The sequence below is a fragment of the Sorangium sp. So ce367 genome, from assembly GCF_051520455.1.
Lineage (GTDB): Bacteria > Myxococcota_A > Polyangia > Polyangiales > Polyangiaceae > Sorangium > Sorangium cellulosum_B.
This window is the reverse complement of sequence record NZ_CP150334.1, coordinates 2576554-2599840: the sequence shown is the minus strand read 5'-3', so window position 1 is coordinate 2599840 and position 23287 is coordinate 2576554. Positions and strand designations below refer to the sequence as shown.

26 protein-coding genes are annotated in these 23287 nt (G+C 69.6%); 15 read left to right on the top strand and 11 right to left on the bottom strand.

Features of this window, described 5'->3' with window-relative positions:
• The first annotated feature begins 302 nt into the window (after window positions 1-302).
• Both WME97_RS10075 and WME97_RS10070 read left to right on the top strand, forming a co-directional pair.
• Window positions 303-1196: a hypothetical protein gene (locus WME97_RS10075; protein ID WP_437551521.1), complete on the top strand. Its 894-nt coding sequence runs from the start codon at window positions 303-305 to the stop codon at window positions 1194-1196.
• Window positions 1197-1349: 153 nt separating this feature from the next.
• Window positions 1350-2834 carry a sigma-54 interaction domain-containing protein gene (locus tag WME97_RS10070; RefSeq protein ID WP_437551519.1) on the top strand — a complete coding sequence of 495 codons (1485 nt, stop codon included), beginning with the start codon at window positions 1350-1352 and terminating at the stop codon, window positions 2832-2834.
• A gap of 283 nt (window positions 2835-3117) precedes the next feature.
• On the opposite strand, the gene WME97_RS10065 is transcribed toward WME97_RS10070, so the two are convergent.
• The 3 genes from WME97_RS10065 to WME97_RS10055 are packed head-to-tail and all read right to left on the bottom strand — an operon-like array spanning window position 3118 to window position 6104.
• Window positions 3118-4587 (bottom strand): hypothetical protein, encoded by a 1470-nt coding sequence (locus WME97_RS10065; protein ID WP_437551517.1) that lies wholly within the window; start codon window positions 4585-4587, stop codon window positions 3118-3120.
• A 25-nt stretch (window positions 4588-4612) separates the two neighbouring features.
• Window positions 4613-5866 carry a DUF2169 domain-containing protein gene (locus WME97_RS10060; RefSeq protein WP_437551514.1) on the bottom strand — a complete coding sequence of 418 codons (1254 nt, stop codon included), beginning with the start codon at window positions 5864-5866 and terminating at the stop codon, window positions 4613-4615.
• 16 nt (window positions 5867-5882) lie between these two features.
• The gene (locus tag WME97_RS10055) at window positions 5883-6104 is read right to left on the bottom strand and encodes a hypothetical protein (RefSeq protein ID WP_437551512.1); all 222 of its coding nucleotides are present in this window, start codon (window positions 6102-6104) and stop codon (window positions 5883-5885) included.
• A gap of 217 nt (window positions 6105-6321) precedes the next feature.
• Here WME97_RS10055 and WME97_RS10050 point away from each other — a divergent pair, with 217 nt between their 5' ends.
• Window positions 6322-8160 (top strand): DUF2169 family type VI secretion system accessory protein, encoded by a 1839-nt coding sequence (locus WME97_RS10050; RefSeq protein WP_437551510.1) that lies wholly within the window; start codon window positions 6322-6324, stop codon window positions 8158-8160.
• Window positions 8161-8279: 119 nt separating this feature from the next.
• Here WME97_RS10050 and WME97_RS10045 read toward each other — a convergent pair whose 3' ends face one another.
• Together WME97_RS10045 and WME97_RS10040 are read right to left on the bottom strand one after the other, a co-directional pair.
• Window positions 8280-8801, bottom strand: a complete 522-nt coding sequence (locus WME97_RS10045; protein WP_437551508.1) for a hypothetical protein — start codon at window positions 8799-8801, stop codon at window positions 8280-8282.
• Window positions 8802-9145: 344 nt separating this feature from the next.
• Window positions 9146-9793 (bottom strand): hypothetical protein, encoded by a 648-nt coding sequence (locus WME97_RS10040; protein ID WP_437551506.1) that lies wholly within the window; start codon window positions 9791-9793, stop codon window positions 9146-9148.
• A 678-nt stretch (window positions 9794-10471) separates the two neighbouring features.
• Between WME97_RS10040 and WME97_RS10035 the strand changes: the two genes are divergently transcribed.
• Window positions 10472-11353, top strand: a complete 882-nt coding sequence (locus WME97_RS10035; RefSeq protein ID WP_437551504.1) for a VOC family protein — start codon at window positions 10472-10474, stop codon at window positions 11351-11353.
• Between the two features lie 241 nt (window positions 11354-11594).
• On the opposite strand, the gene WME97_RS10030 is transcribed toward WME97_RS10035, so the two are convergent.
• The 3 genes from WME97_RS10030 to WME97_RS10020 form a co-directional block, all read right to left on the bottom strand.
• Entirely contained in the window at window positions 11595-12002 is a 408-nt protein-coding gene (locus tag WME97_RS10030; protein ID WP_437555350.1) for a DUF6223 family protein, read from the bottom strand.
• Window positions 12003-12237: 235 nt separating this feature from the next.
• On the bottom strand, window positions 12238-13119 hold the full coding sequence (locus WME97_RS10025) for a DUF6597 domain-containing transcriptional factor (RefSeq protein WP_437551502.1): 882 nt from the start codon (window positions 13117-13119) through the stop codon (window positions 12238-12240).
• A 448-nt stretch (window positions 13120-13567) separates the two neighbouring features.
• Window positions 13568-13900: a YnfA family protein gene (locus WME97_RS10020; RefSeq protein ID WP_437551500.1), complete on the bottom strand. Its 333-nt coding sequence runs from the start codon at window positions 13898-13900 to the stop codon at window positions 13568-13570.
• A 200-nt stretch (window positions 13901-14100) separates the two neighbouring features.
• On the opposite strand from WME97_RS10020, the gene WME97_RS10015 reads away from it, so the two are divergent.
• Genes WME97_RS10015 through WME97_RS09995 form a run of 5 tightly spaced genes read left to right on the top strand, consistent with a single transcriptional unit; the run spans window position 14101 to window position 16546 of the window.
• Window positions 14101-14406 (top strand): ArsR/SmtB family transcription factor, encoded by a 306-nt coding sequence (locus WME97_RS10015; protein ID WP_437551498.1) that lies wholly within the window; start codon window positions 14101-14103, stop codon window positions 14404-14406.
• A 47-nt stretch (window positions 14407-14453) separates the two neighbouring features.
• Window positions 14454-14927, top strand: a complete 474-nt coding sequence (locus WME97_RS10010) for an ArsI/CadI family heavy metal resistance metalloenzyme (protein WP_437551496.1) — start codon at window positions 14454-14456, stop codon at window positions 14925-14927.
• Window positions 14911-15630 carry an aquaporin gene (locus WME97_RS10005; protein ID WP_437551494.1) on the top strand — a complete coding sequence of 240 codons (720 nt, stop codon included), beginning with the start codon at window positions 14911-14913 and terminating at the stop codon, window positions 15628-15630. Before WME97_RS10010 ends, WME97_RS10005 begins: the two co-directional genes overlap by 17 nt.
• A complete protein-coding gene (locus tag WME97_RS10000; protein WP_437551492.1) occupies window positions 15627-16055 on the top strand; it encodes an arsenate reductase ArsC in 429 nt (142 codons plus the stop codon). Before WME97_RS10005 ends, WME97_RS10000 begins: the two co-directional genes overlap by 4 nt.
• Window positions 16052-16546: an arsenate reductase ArsC gene (locus tag WME97_RS09995; protein WP_437551491.1), complete on the top strand. Its 495-nt coding sequence runs from the start codon at window positions 16052-16054 to the stop codon at window positions 16544-16546. The genes WME97_RS10000 and WME97_RS09995 overlap by 4 nt, the downstream gene beginning before the upstream one ends.
• 160 nt (window positions 16547-16706) lie before the next feature.
• Here the strand turns inward: WME97_RS09995 and WME97_RS09990 are convergent, their stop codons facing one another.
• The 3 genes from WME97_RS09990 to WME97_RS09980 all read right to left on the bottom strand — a co-directional run bounded on the left by WME97_RS09990 (window position 16707) and on the right by WME97_RS09980 (window position 19153).
• Entirely contained in the window at window positions 16707-17387 is a 681-nt protein-coding gene (locus WME97_RS09990) for a hemerythrin domain-containing protein (protein ID WP_437551489.1), read from the bottom strand.
• Window positions 17388-17462: 75 nt separating this feature from the next.
• Window positions 17463-18305: a hypothetical protein gene (locus WME97_RS09985; protein WP_437551485.1), complete on the bottom strand. Its 843-nt coding sequence runs from the start codon at window positions 18303-18305 to the stop codon at window positions 17463-17465.
• A gap of 44 nt (window positions 18306-18349) precedes the next feature.
• Window positions 18350-19153 carry an SDR family NAD(P)-dependent oxidoreductase gene (locus WME97_RS09980; RefSeq protein WP_437551484.1) on the bottom strand — a complete coding sequence of 268 codons (804 nt, stop codon included), beginning with the start codon at window positions 19151-19153 and terminating at the stop codon, window positions 18350-18352.
• Window positions 19154-19321: 168 nt separating this feature from the next.
• On the opposite strand from WME97_RS09980, the gene WME97_RS09975 reads away from it, so the two are divergent.
• From WME97_RS09975 to WME97_RS09950, 6 genes are read left to right on the top strand one after another with little or no spacing between them, the layout of a single operon-like run.
• Window positions 19322-19750 (top strand): PadR family transcriptional regulator, encoded by a 429-nt coding sequence (locus WME97_RS09975; protein ID WP_437551482.1) that lies wholly within the window; start codon window positions 19322-19324, stop codon window positions 19748-19750.
• Window positions 19747-20232: a DoxX family protein gene (locus WME97_RS09970; RefSeq protein WP_437551480.1), complete on the top strand. Its 486-nt coding sequence runs from the start codon at window positions 19747-19749 to the stop codon at window positions 20230-20232. Before WME97_RS09975 ends, WME97_RS09970 begins: the two co-directional genes overlap by 4 nt.
• A complete protein-coding gene (gene chrA / locus WME97_RS09965; RefSeq protein ID WP_437551478.1) occupies window positions 20229-21443 on the top strand; it encodes a chromate efflux transporter in 1215 nt (404 codons plus the stop codon). Before WME97_RS09970 ends, chrA begins: the two co-directional genes overlap by 4 nt.
• Window positions 21444-21490: 47 nt before the next feature.
• Window positions 21491-22027 (top strand): hypothetical protein, encoded by a 537-nt coding sequence (locus WME97_RS09960; protein WP_437551476.1) that lies wholly within the window; start codon window positions 21491-21493, stop codon window positions 22025-22027.
• A gap of 15 nt (window positions 22028-22042) precedes the next feature.
• Window positions 22043-22846 carry a TSUP family transporter gene (locus tag WME97_RS09955; RefSeq protein WP_437551474.1) on the top strand — a complete coding sequence of 268 codons (804 nt, stop codon included), beginning with the start codon at window positions 22043-22045 and terminating at the stop codon, window positions 22844-22846.
• Complete coding sequence (locus tag WME97_RS09950; protein WP_437551472.1) at window positions 22843-23286, top strand: VOC family protein; 444 nt, start codon at window positions 22843-22845, stop codon at window positions 23284-23286. The genes WME97_RS09955 and WME97_RS09950 overlap by 4 nt, the downstream gene beginning before the upstream one ends.
• The last annotated feature ends 1 nt before the right edge of the window (window position 23287 follow it).

Sequence of the window (23287 nt, the reverse complement as noted above, 5' to 3'; positions counted from 1 at the left end):
CAAAGATCTCGACGTGCGCTCGCAGCGCCTTCGAGGCGAGCAGCGGCGCCACGCATCGCACAAGCGGCATCGAATCGCTGCCCGTCTCGTGGTGGGTCGGTTTGCCGCAGCTTTCTCGGCGCCGCGACGCGGAGCGCTCGCGCGCCCGCGACGTCCATCGCCAACACTGGAGTAGTCTCATGGAAGACTCTATATCATACATCGACGGAGAGAAGGGAAACGAGCCTCACCAGCCCTTGACAGGACTTCGCGACAACCAGCACATCCAGCGGCGAACCCGGCTCACGTGGATTTGTCGCATCATGCTGCTCATCACGACCGACCCGGACTCGAACAAGCAACTTCAGCGCGAGGGATCGCGCGAAGCGAGCGGCGATTCGCGCCAGCGGGCGCGGAGCGATCACGGCGGCGACGAGGCTTCTCCCTGGCGGCGAGCGCTGGAGAATCTGGACGCGCGCGGCGTGGCGGCGCACGCGGGCGCGGGCGTTCCGATCGCGGAGCAAGATGACGTGTCGCTGCTCCTCGCGGCGCTCCTGGATCGGGTCAAGCTTCGCCGGGACATCTGGGTCCCTCTGAGCTTCGGGGTGCTCGGGTTCATGCCCATCGTCTGCCTGGCGCTGGCGATGTTCGAGATCGTCCCGCTGCACCTCTCGGGTCCTGGCGTGGCGCTCCCCGCCGCGTTCGCTGCGATCGCCCTCGGCGTCCGCTTCCCGCGCTACGGCCGGCTCGCCGCCCGCGGGTACCTGATGGCGCTCATTGCGGTGTGGATGTACGACGTCACGAGGGCGCCCTGGATGCTCACCGGACAATGGCACGACTTCATCCCGAACATCGGCGCGCAGCTGCTCCATCGACACGAGGGCCACGCGCCGCTCGGTTATGCCTGGCGCTGGCTTGGAAACGGGGGTGGCATGGGTGTCGCGTTCTTCATGGTCTACCCCGTCTTCGCCAGAGGGCGTGAGGTCGTCCAGGCTGCCGTGAAGTACGGCGTCTTCGTCTGGACTTGCCTCATCATCACGGTGCTCGCCGCGCCCCATGGCGAGGAGCTGCTCTTCCGGCTCACGCCGAAGACGTTCGTTCTGAGCTTGATCGGTCACGTGGTGTTCGGCTCCGTCCTCGGCCACCTCATGCGCTGGACCGGCCTGAACGTACGTCCGTACCCGGCGGATCGCGCGTCCCGATCGAGCCAGGGCTAGCCGGTCCCGGCGCGCTGCGCGGGACCGTCGCGCTCCAGGCCGGGCCGGAGCAGCGCCGCGCGACCGGGCGGCCGGGCCTCCCGTCGGAACCACAGCAGCGAGCAGAAGGCGCGTTGCTCCGCTGCCAGAAGGTTTGTTACGCTGGCGAGCACGATGGCCCGTGTTCTCCTCGCATGGATCGGGAAGACCGATATCAAGGCGGCGTCGGGCGACGCCACGGTCGGCGAAGGCCCCATCGCGCACGCCGTCGCCGAGCGCGCGTTCGACCACCTCGTCCTGCTGAACAACCATCCAGGAGAGGAGGTCGCGCCGTTCACGCGATGGCTCAGGACCAAGACGAAGGCGAGCATCGTCCTCCGGCAGGAGGCGCTCTCCACCCCGGCGCGCCACGCGGACATCTACCGCGCCGTCATGGAGGCTGTGGCCTGGTCGATCGAGCAGTACGGGAAGAGGGCCAAGCGGACCTTCCACCTGAGCCCGGGCACGCCCGCGATGGCGGCCATCTGGATCCTCGTCGCGAAGACGCGCTTCGAGGCGGAGCTCATCGAGTCATCGCCCCAGACCGGCGTCCAGACCGCCGACGTGCCCTTCGAGCTCGCCGCGGAGCTGATCCCCTTCGAGGAAGAGCTCGCCCGCCTCTCGGACGGCTTCCGGCCCGACGAGCCGGCGTTCTCGGACATCGTCCACCGGAGCGAGGTGATGAAGCGGCTGCTCCACCGCGCGCAGCGGGCCGCCGGCACCATGGCGCCCGTCCTCATCCAGGGCGAGTCCGGGACCGGAAAGGAGCTCCTCGCCCGCGCCATCCACCAGGCGAGCCCGCGCGCCGAGGGCCCCTTCGTGGCCGTCAACTGCGGCGCCCTGCCCCGAGAGCTCGTGGACTCCGAGTTCTTCGGGCACACCCGGGGCGCCTTCCCGGGCGCCGTCGCCGACCACCAGGGGCACCTCGGGCGCGCGACCGGCGGGACGCTTTTCCTCGACGAAGTCGGCGAGCTGCCGCCCGATGCGCAGGTGAAGCTGCTCCGCGCCCTCCAGGAGAAGAAGATCCGCCCCGTCGGCGGCAGGCAGGAGGTCCCCGTCGACGTGCGCGTCATCGCCGCGACCAACCGGGATCTGATGCGTGAGGTCGGCCAGGGTCGATTCCACGAGGATCTCTTCTACCGGCTGGCGATCCTGGTCCTGCACACGCCGCCCCTCCGCGAACGCGAGGGCGACGTGGGCCTGCTGATCGACCAGTTCCTCGAACGCCTCAACAACGAAGCGGGCCCCGGAGGCACCCAGAAGAAGCTCTCTCCCGCCGCGAGGAACCACCTGCTCCGTCACCCCTGGCCGGGGAACGTCCGGGAGCTCGAGGGGACCCTCTGGCGCGCCTTCGTCTGGGCGCGCGGGCCGGTGATCGATGTCGTCGAGGTCCGCGAGGCGCTGTTCGTCCGCGAAGACACGCCGCGGGATGCGGTGCTGGGCCAGCCGCTCGGCGAGGGCTTCAGCCTCGAGGAGACCATCGCCCACGTCGTCCGGCACTACCTGGAGCGGGCCATGAAGGAAGCGAACCAGAACAAGACGCGCGCGGCGGCGCTCATCGGCTTCAGGAGCTACCAGCGCCTGAAACAGTGGCTGGCCAAGTACGGGGTGGAGGCGTGATGGGACGGGCCGCGCTCGGCCGAAGGCGTGGTCTCCGCAATGGTGCGGCGGAGGATTGGATTCTTTTCTAACGGTTTGCCGCTCTAACCGTAGGTCGCGACGCCATTGGCGTAGGTGATCGTCCCTTTATCTCCGAATTTGCGCCCATGGTTCGCGGCGTAGCCGGCATGATCGGCCGTGATGGTCACCGTGATCGTGCGGGTCGAGGACTGGTCGAGGAAGAGCTGATGGCAATTGTGGTGCCGTTCGCCCGGATCCCTGGCCTGACTCCGGGTGGGTGGAGCTACGCGCCGGACGTGGCGGCGTCGCTCACGATCCAGGCAAAGCGGTCGTCCACACCCGCGCTCCCGCCGCTCTCCGCGCTCTGATCGGACCACGAGAAGCGCTCGCTCACGCGCACATTCGCGCTCGCGTCGCCCCTCCAGGCGAACCGATCGCCAACCACGGTCTTGCTGGTCTTGCCATCATCGTCGTCGTCATCATCCGTGTCCCCCACGGGGTCCCCGAGGTCGTCGTAGACGCCGCTCCTGCTCCCGAGCGCGAACGGCCCGAAGCTGTACCCGTCCGACCCAGCGTCGAGATCCCCGGGGTCGTGGTACTGCGCGTCGATGGAGCTGTAGAGTTTCCCGCCGACCTTCTTCGAGTATTTGAACCCGTTCGCCAGCGCCGTGTACTTGAGGATGCTGCTCACCTTCCGCGACTGCAGGAGGTTCTGCTCGGTCACCTTCTTCCACGTCTTCACGGCGATGATCGTGTCCTTCACCGACTTCGCCGCGGCGCCAAGGCTCTTCCCGAGCTTCTTCATGCGATCGGCGGCGCTCTCGCCGAGCTCCGCGGCGCCCTGCTTGAACGACTTCCACACGCTGCCGTCCGCGGCCTCCGCGAGCTCCTCGAGCAGCTCGTCGCTCTGCGATCGCAGCCGGCTGAGCGAGTCCGAGAAGCTCTCCGCCGCCTGCTTGCCCACCTTCGACGCGACGTCGTCGGCCGCCTCCTCGGCGGACTCCTTGAGGATCTTCGCGAGCGTCCCCTCGGCGCTCTCCCGCGCGAGGGCCTTGCCGGCCCGCTTGAAGAACGGCTGCGCGAGATCCGCGCTCTTGGCGGCGGCCATCTTCGCGCCCTTCACCAGCCCCTTCCCCGCGGCCTTCGCGCCCTTCCACAGCTTGCCCGCGATCTGGCCGCCGAACTTCATCAGGATGTCCATCGCGATCTCGATCGCGATGTCGACGAGGCACGCGATGAAATCGGTCCAGGTGAAGCCGGCCTTGGCGGTGCCCCAGACGATGGTGAAATCGAGCGGCAGGCTGATCGGGCTGTTGCACGCGAGGTGGAGCGAGAACGGCACGGTCTTGAACGGCGAGCACGCGAGATCGCAGGTCGTCTCGCCGAAGATCGGGTTATCGCATCCGATCGTGACCCCGCTCGTCCCCCAGACCGAGATGGAGCTCCCGAAGAGGATGGTCCAGGGCAGGAGCGGATTCCACCCCTGGACCACGTCCACGTGCGGGACGACGAGGCTCGCGTCGCTCCCCCGCCCCATCCAGTGCACGCCGTCGAGCTGTATCTCGTGCTTGTCCTGCTCCGACCAGAACGAGAAGAGGTGCGTGCCGCTGACGAGCCCCGTCTGGAAATGAGGCCAGTACTTCTGGGGCACGTAGGCCCCGGGCGGCGGCATCGGCCACCAGAACAGGGCCTCGTGCCACGAGAGGCCGAGGAACACGTTCCACCGCGTGACGGTCAGGCAGCCGTACGACATTGTCCGCGCTCCTTCATCGGGTCGATCATCGAGCCGATCGCGCGGCCGAGGTCCAGCGCACCTCGCGCCGCAGGTTCATCATCTGCTCCTCGGTGAAATCCGGGGCCACGGGGGCCCGGGCGCTCCAGACCACCACGACCTCGCCCGGGACCGGCCGCACGAGCACCGAGCAGAGGTGGGACTCCGCCTCGGTGAGCGCCCGGCCGGGCGCGAGCTCCAGCATCACCCGGGGCACCTCGCCGGGCAGGTGGAAGGAGTAGACTTGCCGGTTCGGGTGCACGTGATGCAGCTCGAAGTACTCGTCCGGCGCGAGGTCGGAGACGCTCATCCCGGGCGACGCGACCTGCGCGTACTCCGGCCGGAGCGGGCCGCCGGGGTCCTGATAGAGCGGCGGAATCGAGAGGACATCCCGGGCGGCCCAGCCGCGCTCGACCTCGGCGGGGAGCTTGCCGTCGCTCTGGCAATAGGGGGCGAGCCCGAGGTAAGCGAGCCTGGGAAACCAGGCCATGGACTGGTAATCCCAGCCTGCCGGCAGCGGCGCATGGATCCACCGGTACGGCTTGCCCACGGCGAGGCGCTGGGGCGTCAGCGGGTCGAACGGGAACTCGAGGTTGGGGATCGGCCGCCCCGCGAAGCTCTCGGCGTCGAGCTCCATCAAGTACCCGTAACCACAAGGATTTCTCGGGTAATGGTACACCGTGTCGGCGAGCCGGTCGATGCCTCGGCGGGCCTCCTGGACGAGCTGGCCGAGGAGGTCGCCGTTCCGGCCGAGCGCCGTCAGATCGACGCCGCCGTAGGCGTAGTCGTAGCGGATCGGGACCACCTCGATCGGCGCAGGCTCGGAGAAGCGCGGCCGGCCCGCGCGGTCGATCTCACCCACGCGGTCGCCGTGGACGACGATCTCGCGGTGGTGCTTGCCGAACCGGACGCTCGCGGTGAGCGTGCGGGTGTCGGGCTTGTAGGCGTGGGCGAAGGCCTGGATGACGACGTCGGTCGCGCGCCGGAAAGGGAGCATCTCGTCGACGGCGATCGGCGGAGAGACCCTCGGCGGCTTGCGATCCTCGCTGTACGGGATCTCGTCGTCGTGCAGGACCTCCTGCTGCCCGGGGGCGTCGAGCTCGCAGCGCCCGTTGTGGATCCGGTAGGTGCGCTTCGAGATCCAGGCGATCCACCGCCGCCCGTCGGGCTCGCCCTGCAGGAGCAGCTCGGTCTTGCGGCGCGGCCTGCGCGGTCTGTGCGCAGGCGCGCGCGCGGCGGGCGGCGTCGGGTCGTCGCTCACGGCCGTTGCTCCGCGCTCACTCTGCCTCGTAGATGCGCCACCGGCCCTGCCAGAAGTTCTTCTCCGGCTCCTCCGCGTCGCCTGGCTGGCGCCGTGTGTCGGTCAGCAGCGGCTCCATCTGATCCCAGAAGCCCTGACCCACCGCGGGGCCGAAGATCGCCATCACCGTGTCGCGCATGAGCTCGTGGCGCTGCGCCTCCGGCAGCACGTGAAAGGGGTCGGTGAGCCTCTTCGTCATGCGGTCATGGTACGTGGCGCGCGCGGGCGGCGACTCGGTATTTTGTTGGGATCTCCCGCCGCAGGCGCGCGCCTCTGGCCGAGCTCGGCGGCCAGGTGATGAAGCCATCCGCGCACCGCCACACACCGGCGACGACTCCAAGGGTCGTTGCGGCCCGCGATCGCTGGAAGAGCCCTTGACCTCGGGAGGCGCGGTTGCGACCGTGCACGACGGGGACATGAGCGAGCCGAAGGGGACACTCCCGGTCGACGACGCGCAGGCCGCGCAGTTCGCGGCGCGCGCCTTGCCGTTCTTGCCAGGCACCGCGGGCGGCGTCGCGTGCGCGTCGCTCACGCCGGCGGCGTCGGCGGCGGCGGCGCAGGCGACCGTGGACACGGTCCCCTGGCGCCACGAGGGCAAGCTCCGGCTGACGGTCGTCGTGAAGGCCAGCTTCTCGCTCGACGCGTCGCCGATGCGGCCGGCGGAGGTGGCGGCGCCGTTCCACACGAAGGATGTCCACGACCGCCGCGGCCCGATGACCCACGTGACCGCGGCGAGCGATCGGGTGCCGTACCGCCAGTACGTGGACGTGACCGCCCTCGGGCACGCCGCCGCGCCGGGCGGCCGCCCTGTCGCGGAGATGAGCGCGCGGTTCGCGCTCGTCCAGCGCGAGGCGCCGGGCCTCGACAAGACGGTGCGCGTCGTCGGGCGCCGCAAGGAGGCCGGGGCGGCGCCGGAGCCGTTCGTGCGGATGCCGATCGTGTACGAGCGCGCCGCCGGCGGCGTCGGCGTGCCCGAGAACCCCCTGGGGTGCAGCGAGCGCGACGGCGAGCTGCCGAACGTGCTCGACCCCGTCGATCCGCAGAGGCCCGCCGGCTTCGGTCCGCTCGCGGCGGCGTGGCCGGCGCGCAGCCGCCGCCTCCCGGCCGGCGCCCGCGCCAGGCTCGACGCCGAGGTGATGGAGGTGCCGGGCGCCTTCGACTGGTCGTACTTCCAGTGCGCCCCGCGCGACCAGTGGGTCTCCGCGCTGCAGCCGGACACGGTCGTCGTGCTCGAGGGCTTCCACCCGGATCGCCCGCGCATCGAGAGCGCGCTGCCGGACGCGCGCGTCGCCGGCGCGGTGTACGGCCTCGACGACGCCGATCCCGACGCCCCGGCGCGGCTCGCGTTCCACGCCGACGGCCTCCACGTCGACGCGGATCGGCGGCTCTGCACGATCACCTGGCGCGCCCACGTCGAGCTGCGCGACCCGGCGCAGCGGGAGCGCCTGGTGGCCGTCGCCGGCGTGGGCATCGGGAGCGCGCCAGCGGTCCCGCCGCGGCGCCCGCCGGTCCAGCGCCCCGCGGCGGCCGCGCCGGCCGCGCCGGCCGCGCCGTCGCGCTCCGGCGAGCCGCGGCGGCGGGAGGCGTCCGCGGGCGGCACGCTGGCGCTCGACGGGCCCGGCAGCGCACCGGGGTCGGGCACCTTGCCCGCCACCCCGCCCGCGGCCACGACGCCCGGCCCAGCGGCGGGAGCGGTGCTCGCGGCGCTCGACTTCGCCGGAGCTCCATCGCAGCCGCCCGCCCCCGCGGGGGCCGCGCCGCGCGCCTCGGCCCCCGCGTCGGCGCCGCAACCACCAGCCCCGCTGAAGGAGCCGCCGGCGCCGAGCGCAGCGCGCCCGGAAGAGTCGGTCACGATCGAGCGGTACGCCACCGTCTGCGCGGAGCTCGCCGAGCGGGGCGCGCTGCGCGGCGAGGTGCTCTCCGCGCACGACCTCGACGAGGGCACCTGGCGGAAGGCCGAGCGGCGCTGGCGTGACGAGCTCGAGCGCGCGCTGAAGCACGGGGACCGCGCGCTGCGCGAGCGCTTCGACGACGCGTACGCGAGCACCTGGGAGCGGCGCCACCCGGACCGGTTCGGGGCCGAGCAGTACGCCCGCCTCGTCAGGGCCGAGCGGCGGGGCAAGCTCTCGCTCGAGATCGCGGAGCAGGGGCTCGACGCGCCGCTCGGCCTGCGGCTGAAGCGCGTGTGGCAGCGGCGCGTCGCCGCGCAGTCCGCGCTGGCGGAGCAGGTCGAGCGCGCCCTCTCGGCCCTCTGACGCGCGGTCGACCCCGCCCTCGCCGCCCGCGGCACGCTGTCGGTGAGCGCAGACGCCGCCCGCGGTACGCCCTCGGTGAGCGCGGGCGCCGCCCACCGCGCGGCGTCCGCGTGCGGCGCTCAGCAGTTCAGCTTGATCCGCTCGCCGAGCAGCTGCACGTCATCGTTCGCCGCGATCTGCACGTCGCCGCGCGTGGCCTCGAGGTTCACCTGACGGGCCTCGGCGCGCAGCTCGCCGCGCGCCCGCGTCGTCACGTCGCCGGCGACCGTCTGCGCGAGGTCGCCGCCGGTCTCGTGCACGATCCCGTGCTCGGCGCGCACGTGGAAACGATCGCAGTCGACGCGCACCGCGCCCGCCGACTCGAGCTCGAGCTCCGCCGCCCGGATCCGCAGCACCGGTCCGCGCTCGGTGAGGCGCACGTCGAGCTCGATCTCCCCGGAGGCGCTCCGGATCGTCACCCGCTCCTCGTCCCCTGCCGCGGATCGCACCTCGACGACGCGCCCCGACGGCAGCTCCACCCGCCGGCCCTCGGCGTCGCGCCGCGTCTGCTCCGCGATCCGCTCGATCAGCGCCGGCAGCTGGTCCACCTGCTCGGGCTCCGTCACGATCTCTGGCGCACGAGCTTCGTACAAGGGCTTCATCGCGGCGCGCTCGCGGGAGAGTCTCCCGCTTCCTGCATCGAAGGAGAGCGCACCCGGGCGCGCCGAGCAATCGCAATCTGAACGTCCCGGTTTGCGACCGCGGACACCACGGCGCAGCACCCTTCCACCTCCTTGCGGCTCCCGGGATGATCAAACGTTGGCGCGCAGCACGTGGAGGAGCGACCTGGTACACCGACGACTTCGCCGAGCTGAAGACGCCTTCGTGCACCCTCGCCAAGGGCCTACGGCTGTCGTGGATTCAGGGACGAATTCAGGCCAGCGCCCTTTCGACCGGGGCATCCGGGGAGGACTCGTGAGAGCGCACGGTCCGTCGCAGGGCTGAGCTACTGCTGCAAATACGTGCAAACGCCTTGGATGGCGTCGGCGAGGCTGCCGCTTCGACCGGAAAGCGAGGTAATGACGTAGCCCTTCGGGCAGGTATCGGTGAACGCGCCTCCGCCCGGACCCCCACCCGCGTAATAGCCGTTTCGGACGCCGCCGCAGCTGCACCAGTCGTCCACCGGGGCGCACTGGATCCCGATCTGGTCCACATACTTCCCGGAGCGTCCTTCGAGGCCGACCAGCACCTCCCCGCTTGGACACAGCGTGGAGAATGGCCCGCCGCCGTAGCCACCGGCGGAGCCGCGGGTGGAGTAGGGACCGATGCTGCCATTTGCCTGGAGCGGCGCGCAGACGAGACCCACCTGGTCGACGAGCGCGCCGCTCCGCCCGTACAATCCGATCGCCACCTCGTCGTGCGCACACGGGATGTCGAACCAGCTGCCCCCGGTGCCACCGCGGTACGCCATCCGGACGTGAGCGTCAGATCGTGAGAACGCCGCGGTCGCGACGCCGACCTCGTCCTGCGTTGCGTCACGATCGGATGCTTCGGGCTCCTGCGCGCCAGGATCAGGCTCGGTCACGTCCACTTCAGCAGCGCAGGCGGACACGAGCGCGATGCTGGATAGTACACCTATGAGCAGACTACGCATGACAGCTCCCCATGGTTCTTGGGCACCGTCGTCGGAGGGGCGCATCCGATGTGCCCAGTTGTCGCACACGGGACGCGACTGCAACACGTATGCCTCATCTCGAAGCGGCGGCGGAAGTACGCGTATTGGCCGGAGAGCCGTGGGACGGCCGATTGGCGGAAAAGGGTTGAGCCCGACGGATCTCGTTCTCCGTCCGCGAGCGGGGCGATTGGCGTGAGGTCGGGGCTGGGCCGGGGGACAGTGTACGTCAGATGATCATGCCCGGGGCAATCAGGTCGGCCCCGCAGGCCTTGGAACGAACGCGGTCCCTTGGATGGGATGAGGCAGCCGACGGAGTCGCTGATCATCGGCGCGGGGGCCGCCGCGCTGGCAGGGGCCTACCTGCCTGACGAGGGTCCGTCAGGTGTTCGCGAGGCCGTTCCCCGCGCTCGCGGAGCTGCTGGTGCCGAGCCGGGTCGCGCGACGCGCGGCGGGCGGCCACGTGGTCGAGGGGCGCTGAAATCCGAAGCTGATGCCAGTGAAGACCACGCCGGATGCCGGTGAAGATCACCGGTTCACCCACTCACGCAGCACCAACCTTGACACCTACCGGTGAAGGAGGACCACGTCGCAGTCGCTCGGGCCCGCGGCTTCCAATTTGTCCAATACGGCGGCGCGCGCGGGCCACAGAATCGGCGCATGAAGATCATCGTCAAGATCATCCTCATCCTCGTCATTCTCTCTCTCGGAGGCTGCATGTCCCGTACCACCGAATCGACCTCGGCCATGGAAGGCCCCAATGCCACCTCGGCCGTCGTCCGCTACCAGGTCACGGACGTCGATCGCGCCGTTCGCTTCTACACCGAGCGACTCGGCTTCACGCTCGACCTGCAGGCCGGCACGGCGTTCGCGACGGTCTCCCGCGGTGACTTGCGCTTGCTCCTGAGCGGCCCCGGCAGCTCCGGCGCGCGCCCGATGCCCGATGGCCGCGCTCAGGTCGCGGGCGGCTGGAACCGCATCGTCCTCTACATCGACGACCTCGCCGCGATCATCGAACGACTCCGCGCGGCCGGGACCCCCTTCCGAAACGACATCGAAAGCGGCGTGGGGGGCGCGCAGATTCAGCTCGAGGATCCCGACGGCAACCCGGTCGAGCTTCACCAGGCGCCGGAGGAATCGACCTCGGCCGCGGAAGGCCCCGATGCCAACTCGGCCGTCGTCCGCTACCAGAACACGGACGTCGATCGCGCCGTTCGCTTCTACACCGAGCAACTGGGCTTCACGCTCGACCTGCAGGCCGGCACGGCGTTCGCGACGGTCTCCCGCGGTGACTTGCGCTTGCTCCTGAGCGGCCCAGGCAGCTCCGGCGCGCGCCCGATGCCCGACGGCAGCGCTCAGGTCGCGGGCGGCTGGAACCGCATCGTCCTCTACGTCGACGACCTCGCCGCGATCATCGAACGACTCCGCGCGGCCGGCGCACCCTTCCGAAACGACATCGAACGCGGCGTGGGGGGCGCGCAGATTCAACTCGAAGATCCCGACGGCAACCCGATCGAGCTTCACGAGCCATCGGCGGGGTAGCTATCAGGACTACGTCTTCGAACACTTGGCCGACGCCTTCCCTCGGCTCGTGCGCTATTCTCGCTTCGTCGAGCTCGAGAAGCGCGCCCTGCTCCTGATGTACGCCTTCGCTCGCAGCCCGTTCGGGCTGCGAAGTTCACCGGACCAGCTTCCGAACTGGCGTTAAGCCGCCGGAACACGCCCTGGAGGGGCAGGAACCGCAACACGGGCGCTGACCCGGCACCATGGCCGGGTCAGCCGGTCAGCCGCTGCGGTGGGAGCGGGCCAGAGCCAGTCGACCGAGGACCATGCCGATCAGCCCCAGCACCAGGGCCACGATGGCCCCGCCTCGCCCATTGCCGGTGCCGATACCACCGGTGGAGGTGGCCAGGTGCAGCCCAGCGAGGACCATGCCGAGCAGCCCCAGCACCAGGGCCACGATGGCCCTGTCTCGCCCGCTACCGGCGCCGGTACGACCGACGGAGCGGGCCAGAGCCAGCCCACCGATGACCACGCCGAGCAGCCCCACCACCGCGGCCACGGTGGCCCCGGCTCGCCCGGAGCCGGTGCCTATAACACCTTGCGCGGCCGCCGGTGCGGCAACCCCGACCCCCGCGAGCAGGGCGGCGGCAGCGGCGGCGACTCGGATCAGCGATCGGGTGCGTGTCATGAAGCTCTTCCTTTCCCCGATCACCCTGATGGCCTCGCGCAGCCGCGCGTCCGCCTGCGGAACTACGTTGCACTTCTTGCCAGGATCGCCGACCTCTGTGTCAACTTGGACCGAGCATTGCGTCATGACCCACGTCTACCCACGGCGGGCAACCCGGTCTTGGACGAATTGGAAGCGGCCGGGCTCGCCACCGATCGCGCTGCGGTGCGTCCCGGCACCGCGCTGATCCTCGCGGTCATCGGGTCGAGACACTTCGAGATCGCGCGTGTTGCCGGTCCGTTCGGCGCGCCCCGTCCGGCGCGGCTGGCGCCGCGATGGCGATGTGGTGCAGCTTGACGCGTTCGCGGGAGGAGTGGGCGACGAGCGCGGTCGGCGAATTGCCGGAGAGCGCCACGAACTCGCGGATCAGGTGCGACTGGTCGCAGAACCCTGACACGGCAGCGAGCCGGGCCCAGTCTGGCTCGCGCTCCCTCTCGGCCTGCAAGAGCGCCCGCCGAAAGCGTGTGATCCGGGCGAAGGCCTTCGGGGCGAGGCCGGTCTCGGCGGTGAACACGTCGACGAGCCGGCGGTGGCTGATGCCGAGCGTGACCGCCACGTCGGCGACGCGCCTTTCGCCTCCATCGAGCGCCGCGATCGCGTGCGGAACCAGGGGATGACCGGGGCGCGCGTTCGAAAGGCGGTCGAGCAGCGCGCGCTCGAGCAGCGCGAAGCGGGCGCGCGGCTCCGGCGCCGAGCACAGGCGTTCACGGAGCTCCGCCGCTCGCAGCCCCCAGAGGTCCGCGAGGTCGGCGTGCGTGTCGGTCAGCGCGCCGAGCGGCGCGCCGAGGAACGGCCACGCGCCGCCGGGGCGGAACTGGACCCCGACCATCGACGCGTGCTCGCGTGTGTCGACGCCGAAGGCGGACTGGTACGCGCCCGAGACGACGGCACCGGAGTAGCGGCGAATGGTGGGGCCGTCGTAGACGCGAACCTCGTCCTGGTCGAGGTTGACGACCAGCTGGAGGGTACCGGAGGGCAGGATGCGCTCGGTCGCGTGAGGCGGAGCAGCCGAAAGGTACCAGAGCTCGGCGACGTGCGCCGAGAGCGGCGGACCCGGCACGTGGCGGACATACAACACGTGGACACTATGGCCGACGATCACGCCGCCGGCCACATCGTTGCACGGCGCCAGGTCTCACTCGAAATGCATGGTGATTCCAACAATTTACCCGTCAGTGCGCGCACGCTGTCCCGATCGCCCGCCGAGCGGCCTAGAGGGGGAAAGGAGCTTGAGATGTCCACCGTTCCGCGGAGGCGCTGGCCGCTGCCAGCCATTACACTGGGCCTCGGCGCGGCCGCCTGCGTCGCTTGCCGCACGATTCCTTAGCTGGGGCTGAGCATCGCTGGCGGGCTCGGCGCCCTTGTCGCCCTCGGAGAGCCGATCGCCTTCGGCCTGGCGGGCGTCGGCGCGGTGCTGGCGGTGGTCGCCCTCCGTCGCCGCTCGGAGAAAGGCCAGGAATCCTGCGCCGAGACGGGTGTGTGCTCGATCGAAGGAGCGTGCGGCTGTCGTCCGCCGGACGCGCGTGCTATCGACTCCTCGCGCCGAGAACGATGATGGCCATGCCCGCGATGGTCACGGCGCCGCCGAGGAGGTCCCAGCGGGTCGGCCGTTGCCCTTCGACCAACCAGAGCCAGAGCAGCGCGACCGTCACGTAGATGCCGCCGTACGCCGCGTAGGTCCGGCCGGCTCCGGTCGGATGAAGGGTGAGCAGCCAGGCGAATGCGACGAGGCTTGCCGCCGCCGGCAGGAGCAGGAGCGCGGACTTCCCCCGCTGGAGCCAGAGGTAGGGCAAGTAGCAGCCAACGATCTCGGCGATCGCGGTCATGAAGAACAGCCCGCCGGCTCGCAGGAGCGTCACGCCATGATGCCTTTCTGTGCCAGATCTCCCGACCTCATGAGATCGGGTCACCATGAGTCCTCACCGAAATCAAGAAAAATTGTGCATGACGCCCGCGTTCTCCACGCTGTGGAGGCCCGTCACACGAGGCTCGGGGGGCTGCTTCGCATTTTCTCGAAAAAAGGCTTGCGCCAGTGCTTCGAAAACATTAGAAGTAGGGCGTGCCGTCGAAGCTCGACCGTCACGCCGAACAGCTCGCTGCGCTCGGTCATCCGGTGCGGCTGGCCGTCCTGCGCTTCGTGGTGCAGGCGGGCATGGAGGGCGCCTCCGCCGGCGACATCCAGGCGCATGTCGGGCTGGCCGCCTCGACGCTGAGCCATCACCTCAAGCGGCTCGTCGACGCTGGCGTCCTGAGAACGCGCGGAGAAGGGACGTTTCACTACTACAGCGCCGACTACGAGGCGCTCCGTGCCCTGACGGAGTACCTCTGGGAGGACTGCTGCAAGCGCGGCAAGACGTGCTGCTGAAATTTTTTTGCCCCACTATTTCGATATTTTTGGAAGTAAGGTATGCGATGAATGTCCTCAAGCCTCATATCTCGCTCAACGTCTCCAACATCGACGCGTCGGTCGCATTCTACGAGAGGGCCTTTGGCGTGCGCGCCACCAAGCGCCGCCCCGGATACGCGAAGTTCGACCTCGCGTCGCCGTCGTTGAACCTCACGATGCAGGAGGCGCCGCGTACCGGCGTCAACGCGAGCCACTTCGGCGTCCAGGTGGCGAGCACGGAGGACGTGCTCGAGGCCAAGAGCCGCTTCGAGGCCGCGGAGCTCAGGACCTTCGCGGAGGAGGACACGGCGTGCTGCTACGCGGTGCAGGACAAGGTCTGGATCGAGGACCCCGATGGCAACTCGTGGGAGGTGTTCGTGGTCAAGGGCGACGCGGCCGTGATGGGGAGCCAGCCCGCGATGCCCTCGAAGAGCGAAGCCGCGTGCTGCGCGCCGTCGTGCTGCGCGCCGTCCAAGCTCGACGATGCCGCCGCGCGCTGATCTCACCCGCAGGGCCGTCGCCGAGGCGCTCGGGACGGGCCTGCTGCTCGCGACCGTGGTCGGGTCCGGGATCATGGCCGAGCGCCTCGCCGGCGGGAACGTGGCGATCGCCCTGCTCGCAAACACGATCGCGACGGGGGCCGCGCTGGTTGCGCTCATCCTCACCTTCGGGTCCATCTCCGGCGCGCATTTCAACCCCGCCGTCACGCTCGCCGACGCAAGCCAGGGCGGGCTCTCCTGGCGCGAGGTGCCCGCGTACATCCTGGCCCAGGTCGCCGGCGCCTTCGCGGGCGTCGCCGTGGCTCACGTCATGTTCGGCGAGGCCCTCTTCTCGGCGTCGCAACACGAGCGCTCGGGGTTCGCTCAGATGGTGAGCGAGTTCGTTGCGACGTTCGGGTTGCTCGCCGTCATCTGGGGCGGCGTCCGGAGGCGGGCCGAGGCGGTTCCTTTCGCCGTCGGTGCGTACATCACGGCCGCCTACTGGTTCACCTCGTCCACGTCGTTCGCCAACCCGGCCGTGACGCTCGCCAGGGCCGCGAGCGACACGTTCGCCGGCATCCGCCCGGCCGACGCGCCGGGGTTCATCGTCGCACAACTTGCAGGGGCGGCAGCGGCGACGCTGGCGTTTCGCTGGTTCGTTCCCGCCCTGCCCAAGGTCGCCGATCGCGTGGTCGATCGAGCGCTTCCGGAGGATGTTCCATGAAGACCGTGCTCTTTGCCTGCGTTCACAACGCGGGCCGCTCCCAGATGGCCGCAGCGTGGTTCAACGCCCTATCCGACCCCTTCAAGGCGCGCGCCATCTCGGCCGGCACCCAGCCCGGCCCGCGCGTCCACCCCGAAGTGCTCACCGCGATGGCGGAGGCGGGGATCGATCTCTCGGCCGTGACGCCGCAGCGGCTCACCGACGAGCTGGCGAGCCAGGCGACGCTGCTCGTCACCATGGGGTGCGGAGAGGTGTGCCCCGTGGTTCCAGGGCTTCGCCGTGAAGACTGGCCCCTTGAAGATCCCAGGGGCAAGCCGGTGGAGCGCGTGCGGGAGATACGCAACGAGGTCCGCGCCCGCGTGGCCGAGCTCGTCTCTCGCGAGGGGTGGGCTGCTGCTCCTACGTCCGAAGGGGGCCGAGGATGAGCGTCGAGCCGGTTCGCGTCCTGTTCCTCCGCACCGGCAACTCGTGCAGGAGCCAGATGGCTGAAGGCTTGGCGCGTTGGGCCGGTGGAGGTGGACCCGTCGACCGCCACGGCCAGGTGACCGAGGCCTTGCCGTTCAGTGGCCGTAGACGCGTCGAGAGCTACAGCGCTGGGGCCATTCCGCGGCCGGTACACCCCCTCGCGGTCCGCGTGATGGCCGACATCGGGATCGACATCTCGACGCAGCGGAGCAAGTCCCTCGATGAGTTCATGGCTCAGCGGTTCGACTTCGTGATCACCGTCTGCGATCGCGCCAAGGAGAGCTGCCCGACGCTGCCAACCCATCGCGAGCTGATTCACTGGGGCGTGAAGGATCCAGCAGAAGCGACGGGGACCGAAGCTGAAGTGAAGAGGGCTTTCGAACGCGCGCGCGATGAGCTGCAACATCGAATCCGGCTGTGGCTGCTGTCGCACCGGATCGGTGGTCGCTAGCGCGGTGGTGAAGAGGGGCGGCGACGGCATGGCCCTCGGGCGCTGATAGCGCGGCCGCCGCGTCGAGGCGTAGCAGCCCCCGCCGCGGCGTCTCTCTTACTCTGACGAGGGGACCAAGACGTTTCGCGCCGCGGCCCGGGTAATCCGTCGCGCTCCCCGCCTAGGTTGGAGTGAAGCTCGCGAGGTCGGCAATCCCGAGCGCCGCCTCCAGCTCGGCGACCTCAGCGACCGCTTTCTCGAAGCCCCCCTCGCCGAGCACGCGGTGCTCCTTGTCCTCGAATTGCTCGCCGAGCTCGGCGTACGCCTTGCCGCCGACGAGCGCGCGAAGCGCGGGGAAGAGCACCGTGTCCTCGCGCGCCGCGTGCGGCCGGTACATCCGATTGAACGCGCGCAGCCTGTCGGCGAGCTTGAGGCGGCCGGCTTGCTCGCCAAGCGGTCCCCTCGCGAGCGTGAGCACGTCGCCGGTCACGATCCGCCCCGCCTGGTGCTGGCGCCGGAGCACCGCGACGAGATCGGTGAGCTTGCCGGCGCGCTCGAAGCGGGGGAAGAGGAAGTCTTCTTCGAGCTTCTCGTGATAGTCCTCGATCACCCGGCGCACGACGCCCGCAGCCGAGAGGAGCACGTTGATGGGGACCTCTTCGCGCCCATCCAGGCGCCGGATGGCTTCGTCGTACAGGAACATGATCCGGCGCAGGATCCCGTGCTCTCGCATCAGATCCTCACCGGGGGTGACTTCGCCGCCTTCCCCAGAGCCGCCGTCCTGCTTCGGTTCGCGGACCGCCGCGTCGCGCGGACGCGCGCAGGCACCGAGGACGGCGCTCATGCCGACACTGCTGGTCACGAGAACCAGCGTCCGTCGAGACAATCCGTTTTCGTTCATGAGCGATGCCTCCCTTCCGCAGCGCGCACCAGCGCGCTACCCGTGCTTCAGCCCCTGCACGCGCGTGACGCGATCGAGCAGATGGACGACCGGGTTGCCGGACCGTTGCGTCGATGTCGTCCGCACCACAGTGCCAACCCGCTTCATCCAGGCGAGCTCTTCCTTCGACATGGGGCCGCGCTCCAGTGCATCGAGCGCGAGCCGTAGCTCGTCGTGCGTCTTGGCGCCGCACAGCGTGACATCCACGTCGGGGTGCGTGAGCGCGAAGCGGTAGCAGTCGGTGCCGCACGGCGTCCGCTCCCCTGGCGGCGTGAACGCCGGGTCGAGCAGCGCTCCCCAACGCGTCGCCGTGTACGTGACCACGCCTGGCCGGCCGGGTGGTTGGTCGTTGGCCGGAGGGTGGGGGCCGAGATAGGGAAACACTTCCGACTCAGCACCAGGGTGCGCCGCGTTGTAACGCACCATGATGGCGCCGTACGTAGGATCCTCGATGTACTCGCGGAACGTCTGGCGCTGGTGGCACGAAACGATGAGTTGCCGCGCCTTGCCTGCCTCGCACACACGCCGGGCCGCGTCCACGATCCCCGGGGGCGGCGGCTCATTCCACCATCCGAGCAGCACGAGATCGCAATAGTCAATCCCCAGCTGCCGGAGCGCGCGCTCGATCGAAACGCCGACGAGCGCCGCCACGCGCGCGTAGGTCTGGACGACGATGACGAGCTCCTCCCGTCGCGACTGCGCGAGGTGCCGGACGGCCTGCCCGAAGCCCGGCCAGCGCAGAGAGCCCCAGTAGAGGTAGTTGACGCCTCGGTCGACGGCCCACTCGACGCCGTATCGATCGATACCGTTCGACGCGAGCCCCAGGCGACCGACCACCATACCGGTTCGGCCGAGGGTCGTTCGGCGCCACGTCCCCGAGCTCGTCATCGCGTACCCCCGCCATCGCCAATGCTGTCCGTAGATGCAGCGCTCCGGCGTACGACGACGGCCATCACACGCTCGAAGATGCTCCTCGGAACGATGCGGCCGACCCCCATGAGGCCCGCCAAGAGTGCCGGGAACCTCGCCAGAGGAGCCTTGGTAGCGATTGCGCACATGATGCAGTCCACGGCGGTTTCCAGGTCCAGCATCCACGGCGTGGGATACGAGCGCCGCCCGGTGCCGGCGCTGTCCACGAATCCAGGCTGGATGTCGGTGATAGTTATCCCCGTGCCTGCCAGATCTATCCGCAGGCCCTCGACGAAGCGGGAGATCGCCGCCTTGCTCGCGCAGTAGTGAGTGACCGTGGGCAGGCCGCGGGAGCCGGCGAGGGACGAGACGGCGACCAGGTGACCGTGACCGCGCCGGAGCATGCTCGGCAGCGCGGCGGTCAGTGTCGCGAACGTACCGAGCACGTTGGTCTCGATGATGGGGGCGATCGCGTTCCAGCACATCGATCGGACGTCGACCGGCGTCCCGATACCCGCGTTTGCCACGACGAGGTCGAGCCCTCCGAGCTCGTGTTCAATCGACTGAACCGCTTCGACGAGCCGCGCCGTCTGGCGCACATCCACGACCCGCACGGTCGCGCGCCCGCCCCCCGCCTCGATGCGACGCCGGACGTCATCGAGCAGGTCCGGCGTGTTCGCGAGCAACGCCACCGCCGTGCCACGCGCGTCGAGTCGCTCTGCGACCCCACGACCCATTCCCCTGGAGGCGCCCGTCACGAGCGCAGTAGCCGGCTGCATCCCGTGGCCTGCAATGCGGGTGGTACGAGCCAGGGGTTACGATACCAAGCAGCACCGAGCCGGCCGATGCGGAGGCGCCGGATTCGACGGAAGGACCGAGCCCGAAGGCCAGAGGTCGCGTCCGTACGACGCTCAGCCGAGCTTGACGAGTTTACGAAGATCGTCTACGTGCTTCGACATATGTTCTCGACGGCGGATCGCGAGATCCGGGTAGGGCTCTGGAAGATCCACATCCTTCACCACGCCGCGGCGCATGAAGTCTGGGGCCTGTGGCTCCTGGAGGAGCTCGCAGAGCACGGCCATCGGCTGAGCCCCGGAACGCTCTACCCGGCGCTCGCCCGCATGGAGCGTCACGGCTGGCTCGAGGCCTGCCAAGAGACGCAGGCGCGGGGGCGGCGAAGCTACCGCGCGACGGCCGCCGGCCGCCGGCTGCTCGCTGCGCTCAAGCGCGATGTGACGGAGCTCTACCGCGAGGTCGTCCTGGGCAGGGAGCCCCGCGATCGCGCGGCAGCTTCACGCGAGAACCATGGCGCCGCCGCGCGCCGCCCCCCTCGCAGCCGGAAGCGCACACCATCAACAAGGACTGGGAAGAAATGATAAAGCACCTGCGCAAGATGCTCGAAACCGAGGGGCCGGCGGCGACGCTCCTCGTCCGCCTCTCGGTCGGAACCGTCTTCTTGTCCGAAGGGCTCCAGAAGTTCATCTATCCAGCGGAGCTCGGCGCCGGACGGTTCGTCAAGATCGGCATCCCCTGGCCGGAAGCCACGGGACCTTTCGTAGGGGTGGTCGAGATCGTCTGCGGCGCGCTCGTGCTCGCGGGGCTCCTTACCCGGGTCGCCGCCGCTCCGCTCGTCATCAACATGGTCGTGGCGCTCGTCTCGACCAAGCTCCCGATCCTGCTCGGCCGAGACATCCTCGGCTTCCACGTGCGCAAGCTGCCGCACTACGGCTTCTGGAGCATGGCCCACGAGGCGAGGACGGACTGGGCGATGCTGCTGGGCGCGCTCTTTCTCGTCGTCGTCGGCGCGGGGCGCTGGTCCATCGACATGCGCTTGGCGCGGCGTCGGAGCGCGCCGTGAATGAATCAACCACCTCTCCCACGTCGGTCCGGCGCTGGACGGGGGCCGATCTGCGCGAGCTCGCGTGGCTGTTTCTGCGCCTCGGCGTGACGGCGTTCGGGGGGCCTGCCGCTCACATCGCGATGATGCAGGACGAGGTCGTGCGCCGGCGCGAGTGGCTCTCGGAGGAGCGCTTCCTCGACCTGCTCGGCGCGACGAACCTCATCCCTGGCCCCAACTCGACGGAGATGGCGATCCACATCGGCTACGAACGAGCGCGGGGACCGGGCCTCGCGGTGGCCGGCATCTGCTTCATCGTGCCCGCGATGGTCATCACGGGCGCCCTCGGCTGGGCGTACGTGCGCTTCGGAACGGTGCCGGCAGCGACGTGGCTGCTCTACGGCATCAAGCCCGTGATGATCGCCGTCGTGGTGCAGGCGATCGGCGCGCTCGCGCCGAAGGCTGCCCGCACCACGTCCCTCCGGCTCCTCGGCGCGACGGCCGCCGTCCTCGCGTGGCTCGGCGTGAACGAGCTCGCCGTGCTGTTCGGCGCGGGCGCTGCGAGCGTGGGGCTCGCTCGCCTCGGTGGGGGCCCCGGCAAGCCCTCCGCCCAGCCTCCGTCGCCGAGCGATCAGCGTGCCGGCGACAGAGCGGCCGTACTGGCGCCTTGGCTCCCCGGGTTTGCCGCCGCAGGGGCGGTCACGCTGCCTGGGATCTTCTGGGTGTTCCTCAAGACAGGCGCCGTCCTGTTCGGCAGCGGCTACGTCTTGCTCGCGTTTCTGCGTGCCGATCTCGTGGAACGGCTCGGCTGGATGACCGAGGCGCAGCTCGTCGACGCGATCGCCGTGGGGCAGGTCACCCCCGGCCCCGTGTTCACGACCGCGACCTTCGTGGGGTACGTGCTGGCCGGCCCTGCGGGCGCGCTCGTCGCGACGATCGGCATCTTCTTGCCGGCATTCTTCTTTGTCGCCGTGAGCGGCCCCTTGGTGCCGCGGCTGCGTCGCTCTCCGGTGGCGGGGGCAATTCTCGATGGAGTGAACGTCGCGTCGCTCGCCCTCATGCTGGTCGTGACGGTGCAGCTCGGTCGCGCTTCGCTCACCGATCTGCCCACCGTGCTGCTCGCGGCTGCGAGCGCGCTCTTGCCCTTTCGCTTCAAGGTCAACGCGACATGGCTCGTCGTCGGAGGCGGGGTGCTCGGCTGGGCCATCCACCGCGCAGGACTCGCAGGGTGAGGTTGGCGGCGGACCGCGTGAAGACGTGGACCGTAACAGGAGGCTGTATGAAACTGGGTGCAAGTTCGCGGTTCGCTGGTCTGCTCGTGGTGCTCGCGGTGACGTGGGTCCAGGGGTGCAAGGGGGGAAGCGCACAGCAGGACCGACCGGCCCTCGCCGATGCGCCAAGCGCGAGTGCGCCGCAGGAGAAGCCGGGCGCGCAAGGCGCCGACCCCCCGCGCTGGGGGGTGCTCATGCCCGACGTGGGGAGGCGCTTCGAGCTCATCGGCCGCGCCGCCAAAGCGCGCCGGTGGGACTTCGCCGAACTCCAGCTCGAGCAGATGGAGAAGGTCTTCAAGCAGCTCCATCGGGCGAAGAACCCGGGGCGAGCCAAGGACGTCAACGTGCCCTCGATGGCCGAGGCCTTCAGCAACACGCACCCACCCGAGCTTAGGGCGGCCTTGATGGCGGCCGACGAGCCCGCGTTCGCCGCGGCCTTCCGCCGCACGTCCGAGACCTGCAACAGTTGCCACAAGATGGCGGGTTACCCGTTCATCGAGATCCCGTCGGAGCCGGGCGCGACCGTCCCTCGGCTGGACCCGTAAGGGCTTAGCGCAGCCATGCAGCAACGTCACGCCTTCATTCTCTGGGTCTGCTGCATGTCTGCGGTGATGCTCGCATGCGACCCAACTGCCCGCGGCGATCCATTCCTGGTGGGAGTGTTCGCGATCGCCATCCTGGCGAACGGAGCGGCTGGGATCACTGGATTCGGCGTGGCCACGATTCTGCTTCCCGTCATTACCATGAGGATAGGGATCGCCGGCGCGCTTGCGGCAGTGGCGGTCCCGCATGCCATCGCGTCCGCAACACGGCTGTGGCGGCTGCGCTTCGACGTCGAGCCAGTGCTTGCCCTTCCGCTGTGCGCGGCAGGAGGAGCGGGCGCGCTCGTTGGCATTGCGGTACATGCGCTCGTAGGGCGCGCTACGGCCGCGGTGCTTGGGGTGGCGTTCGTGCTAGCGACGGCGCCGTGGTTCTTTGCTCCTCGACCGGCCCGCGTCGGTTCGCGCGGCGCTTGGCTCGCTGGCGCTGGTTGCGGTTTGATGGCCGCGATCGCGGGTCCGCATGGCGCGCTCCAGTTTGCTGCTCTCGAGATGGTTGATGCCCCGAGATGGGCCTACGTCGCTACGGCGTCCGCTGTTGCGCTGACCGTCGACATCATCCGACTCCCCGCGACGATTCTCTGGAGCGACACAAGCCTGAGCGTGCATTTGTCGCTGATCCTCGTCATCACCTCGGGGGTCCTCGTCGGAGACGCCCTGAGCGAGCGACTTGCAGATCGTATTCCACGAAGGCCGCTTGCAAAGGTCGAGGCGACCTTCGCAGTTGGGTGCTCTGCGCTGGTCCTACTCGACATGACTCGGTGAACCTGATGGGGAGGAAAGTACACGATGAATGTCATCAAGCCTCGTATTTGTTCAACGTCTCCAACATCGACGCCTCGGTTGCGTTCTACGAAAAGGCATTCGGCGTACGCGCCACAAAGCGTCGTCCCGACTACGCGAAGCTCGACCTCGCGTCGCCTTCCTTGCATGGCGAAGTGCTCACCGCGATGGCGGAGGAGGGGATCGACCTCTCGTCCGTGGCGCCGCAGCGGCTCACGGACGAGCTGGCGAGCCAAGCGACGCTGCTCGTCACCATGGGATGCGGAGAGGTGTGCCCCGTGGTTCCAGGGCTTCGCCGTGAAGACTGGCCCCTTGAAGATCCCAGGGGCAAGCCGGTGGAGCGCGTGCGGGAGATACGCAACGAGGTCCGCGCCCGCGTGGCCGAGCTCGTCTCGCGCGAGGGGTGGGCTGCTGCCTCGTAGG

What these genes read in the sequence shown, in the direction of transcription:
- WME97_RS10075 (WP_437551521.1), top strand. Translation starts at nt 303, where the DNA reads ATGCTGCTCATCACGACCGACCCGGACTCGAACAAGCAACTTCAGCGC.
- WME97_RS10070 (WP_437551519.1), top strand. Translation starts at nt 1,350, where the DNA reads ATGGCCCGTGTTCTCCTCGCATGGATCGGGAAGACCGATATCAAGGCG.
- WME97_RS10065 (WP_437551517.1), bottom strand. Translation starts at nt 4,587, where the DNA reads ATGTCGTACGGCTGCCTGACCGTCACGCGGTGGAACGTGTTCCTCGGC.
- WME97_RS10055 (WP_437551512.1), bottom strand. Translation starts at nt 6,104, where the DNA reads ATGACGAAGAGGCTCACCGACCCCTTTCACGTGCTGCCGGAGGCGCAG.
- WME97_RS10050 (WP_437551510.1), top strand. Translation starts at nt 6,322, where the DNA reads ATGAGCGAGCCGAAGGGGACACTCCCGGTCGACGACGCGCAGGCCGCG.
- WME97_RS10045 (WP_437551508.1), bottom strand. Translation starts at nt 8,801, where the DNA reads ATGAAGCCCTTGTACGAAGCTCGTGCGCCAGAGATCGTGACGGAGCCC.
- WME97_RS10040 (WP_437551506.1), bottom strand. Translation starts at nt 9,793, where the DNA reads ATGCGTAGTCTGCTCATAGGTGTACTATCCAGCATCGCGCTCGTGTCC.
- WME97_RS10035 (WP_437551504.1), top strand. Translation starts at nt 10,472, where the DNA reads ATGAAGATCATCGTCAAGATCATCCTCATCCTCGTCATTCTCTCTCTC.
- WME97_RS10030 (WP_437555350.1), bottom strand. Translation starts at nt 12,002, where the DNA reads ATGACACGCACCCGATCGCTGATCCGAGTCGCCGCCGCTGCCGCCGCC.
- WME97_RS10010 (WP_437551496.1), top strand. Translation starts at nt 14,454, where the DNA reads ATGAATGTCCTCAAGCCTCATATCTCGCTCAACGTCTCCAACATCGAC.
- WME97_RS10005 (WP_437551494.1), top strand. Translation starts at nt 14,911, where the DNA reads ATGCCGCCGCGCGCTGATCTCACCCGCAGGGCCGTCGCCGAGGCGCTC.
- WME97_RS10000 (WP_437551492.1), top strand. Translation starts at nt 15,627, where the DNA reads ATGAAGACCGTGCTCTTTGCCTGCGTTCACAACGCGGGCCGCTCCCAG.
- WME97_RS09995 (WP_437551491.1), top strand. Translation starts at nt 16,052, where the DNA reads ATGAGCGTCGAGCCGGTTCGCGTCCTGTTCCTCCGCACCGGCAACTCG.
- WME97_RS09985 (WP_437551485.1), bottom strand. Translation starts at nt 18,305, where the DNA reads ATGGTGGTCGGTCGCCTGGGGCTCGCGTCGAACGGTATCGATCGATAC.
- WME97_RS09980 (WP_437551484.1), bottom strand. Translation starts at nt 19,153, where the DNA reads ATGCAGCCGGCTACTGCGCTCGTGACGGGCGCCTCCAGGGGAATGGGT.
- WME97_RS09970 (WP_437551480.1), top strand. Translation starts at nt 19,747, where the DNA reads ATGATAAAGCACCTGCGCAAGATGCTCGAAACCGAGGGGCCGGCGGCG.
- WME97_RS09960 (WP_437551476.1), top strand. Translation starts at nt 21,491, where the DNA reads ATGAAACTGGGTGCAAGTTCGCGGTTCGCTGGTCTGCTCGTGGTGCTC.
- WME97_RS09955 (WP_437551474.1), top strand. Translation starts at nt 22,043, where the DNA reads ATGCAGCAACGTCACGCCTTCATTCTCTGGGTCTGCTGCATGTCTGCG.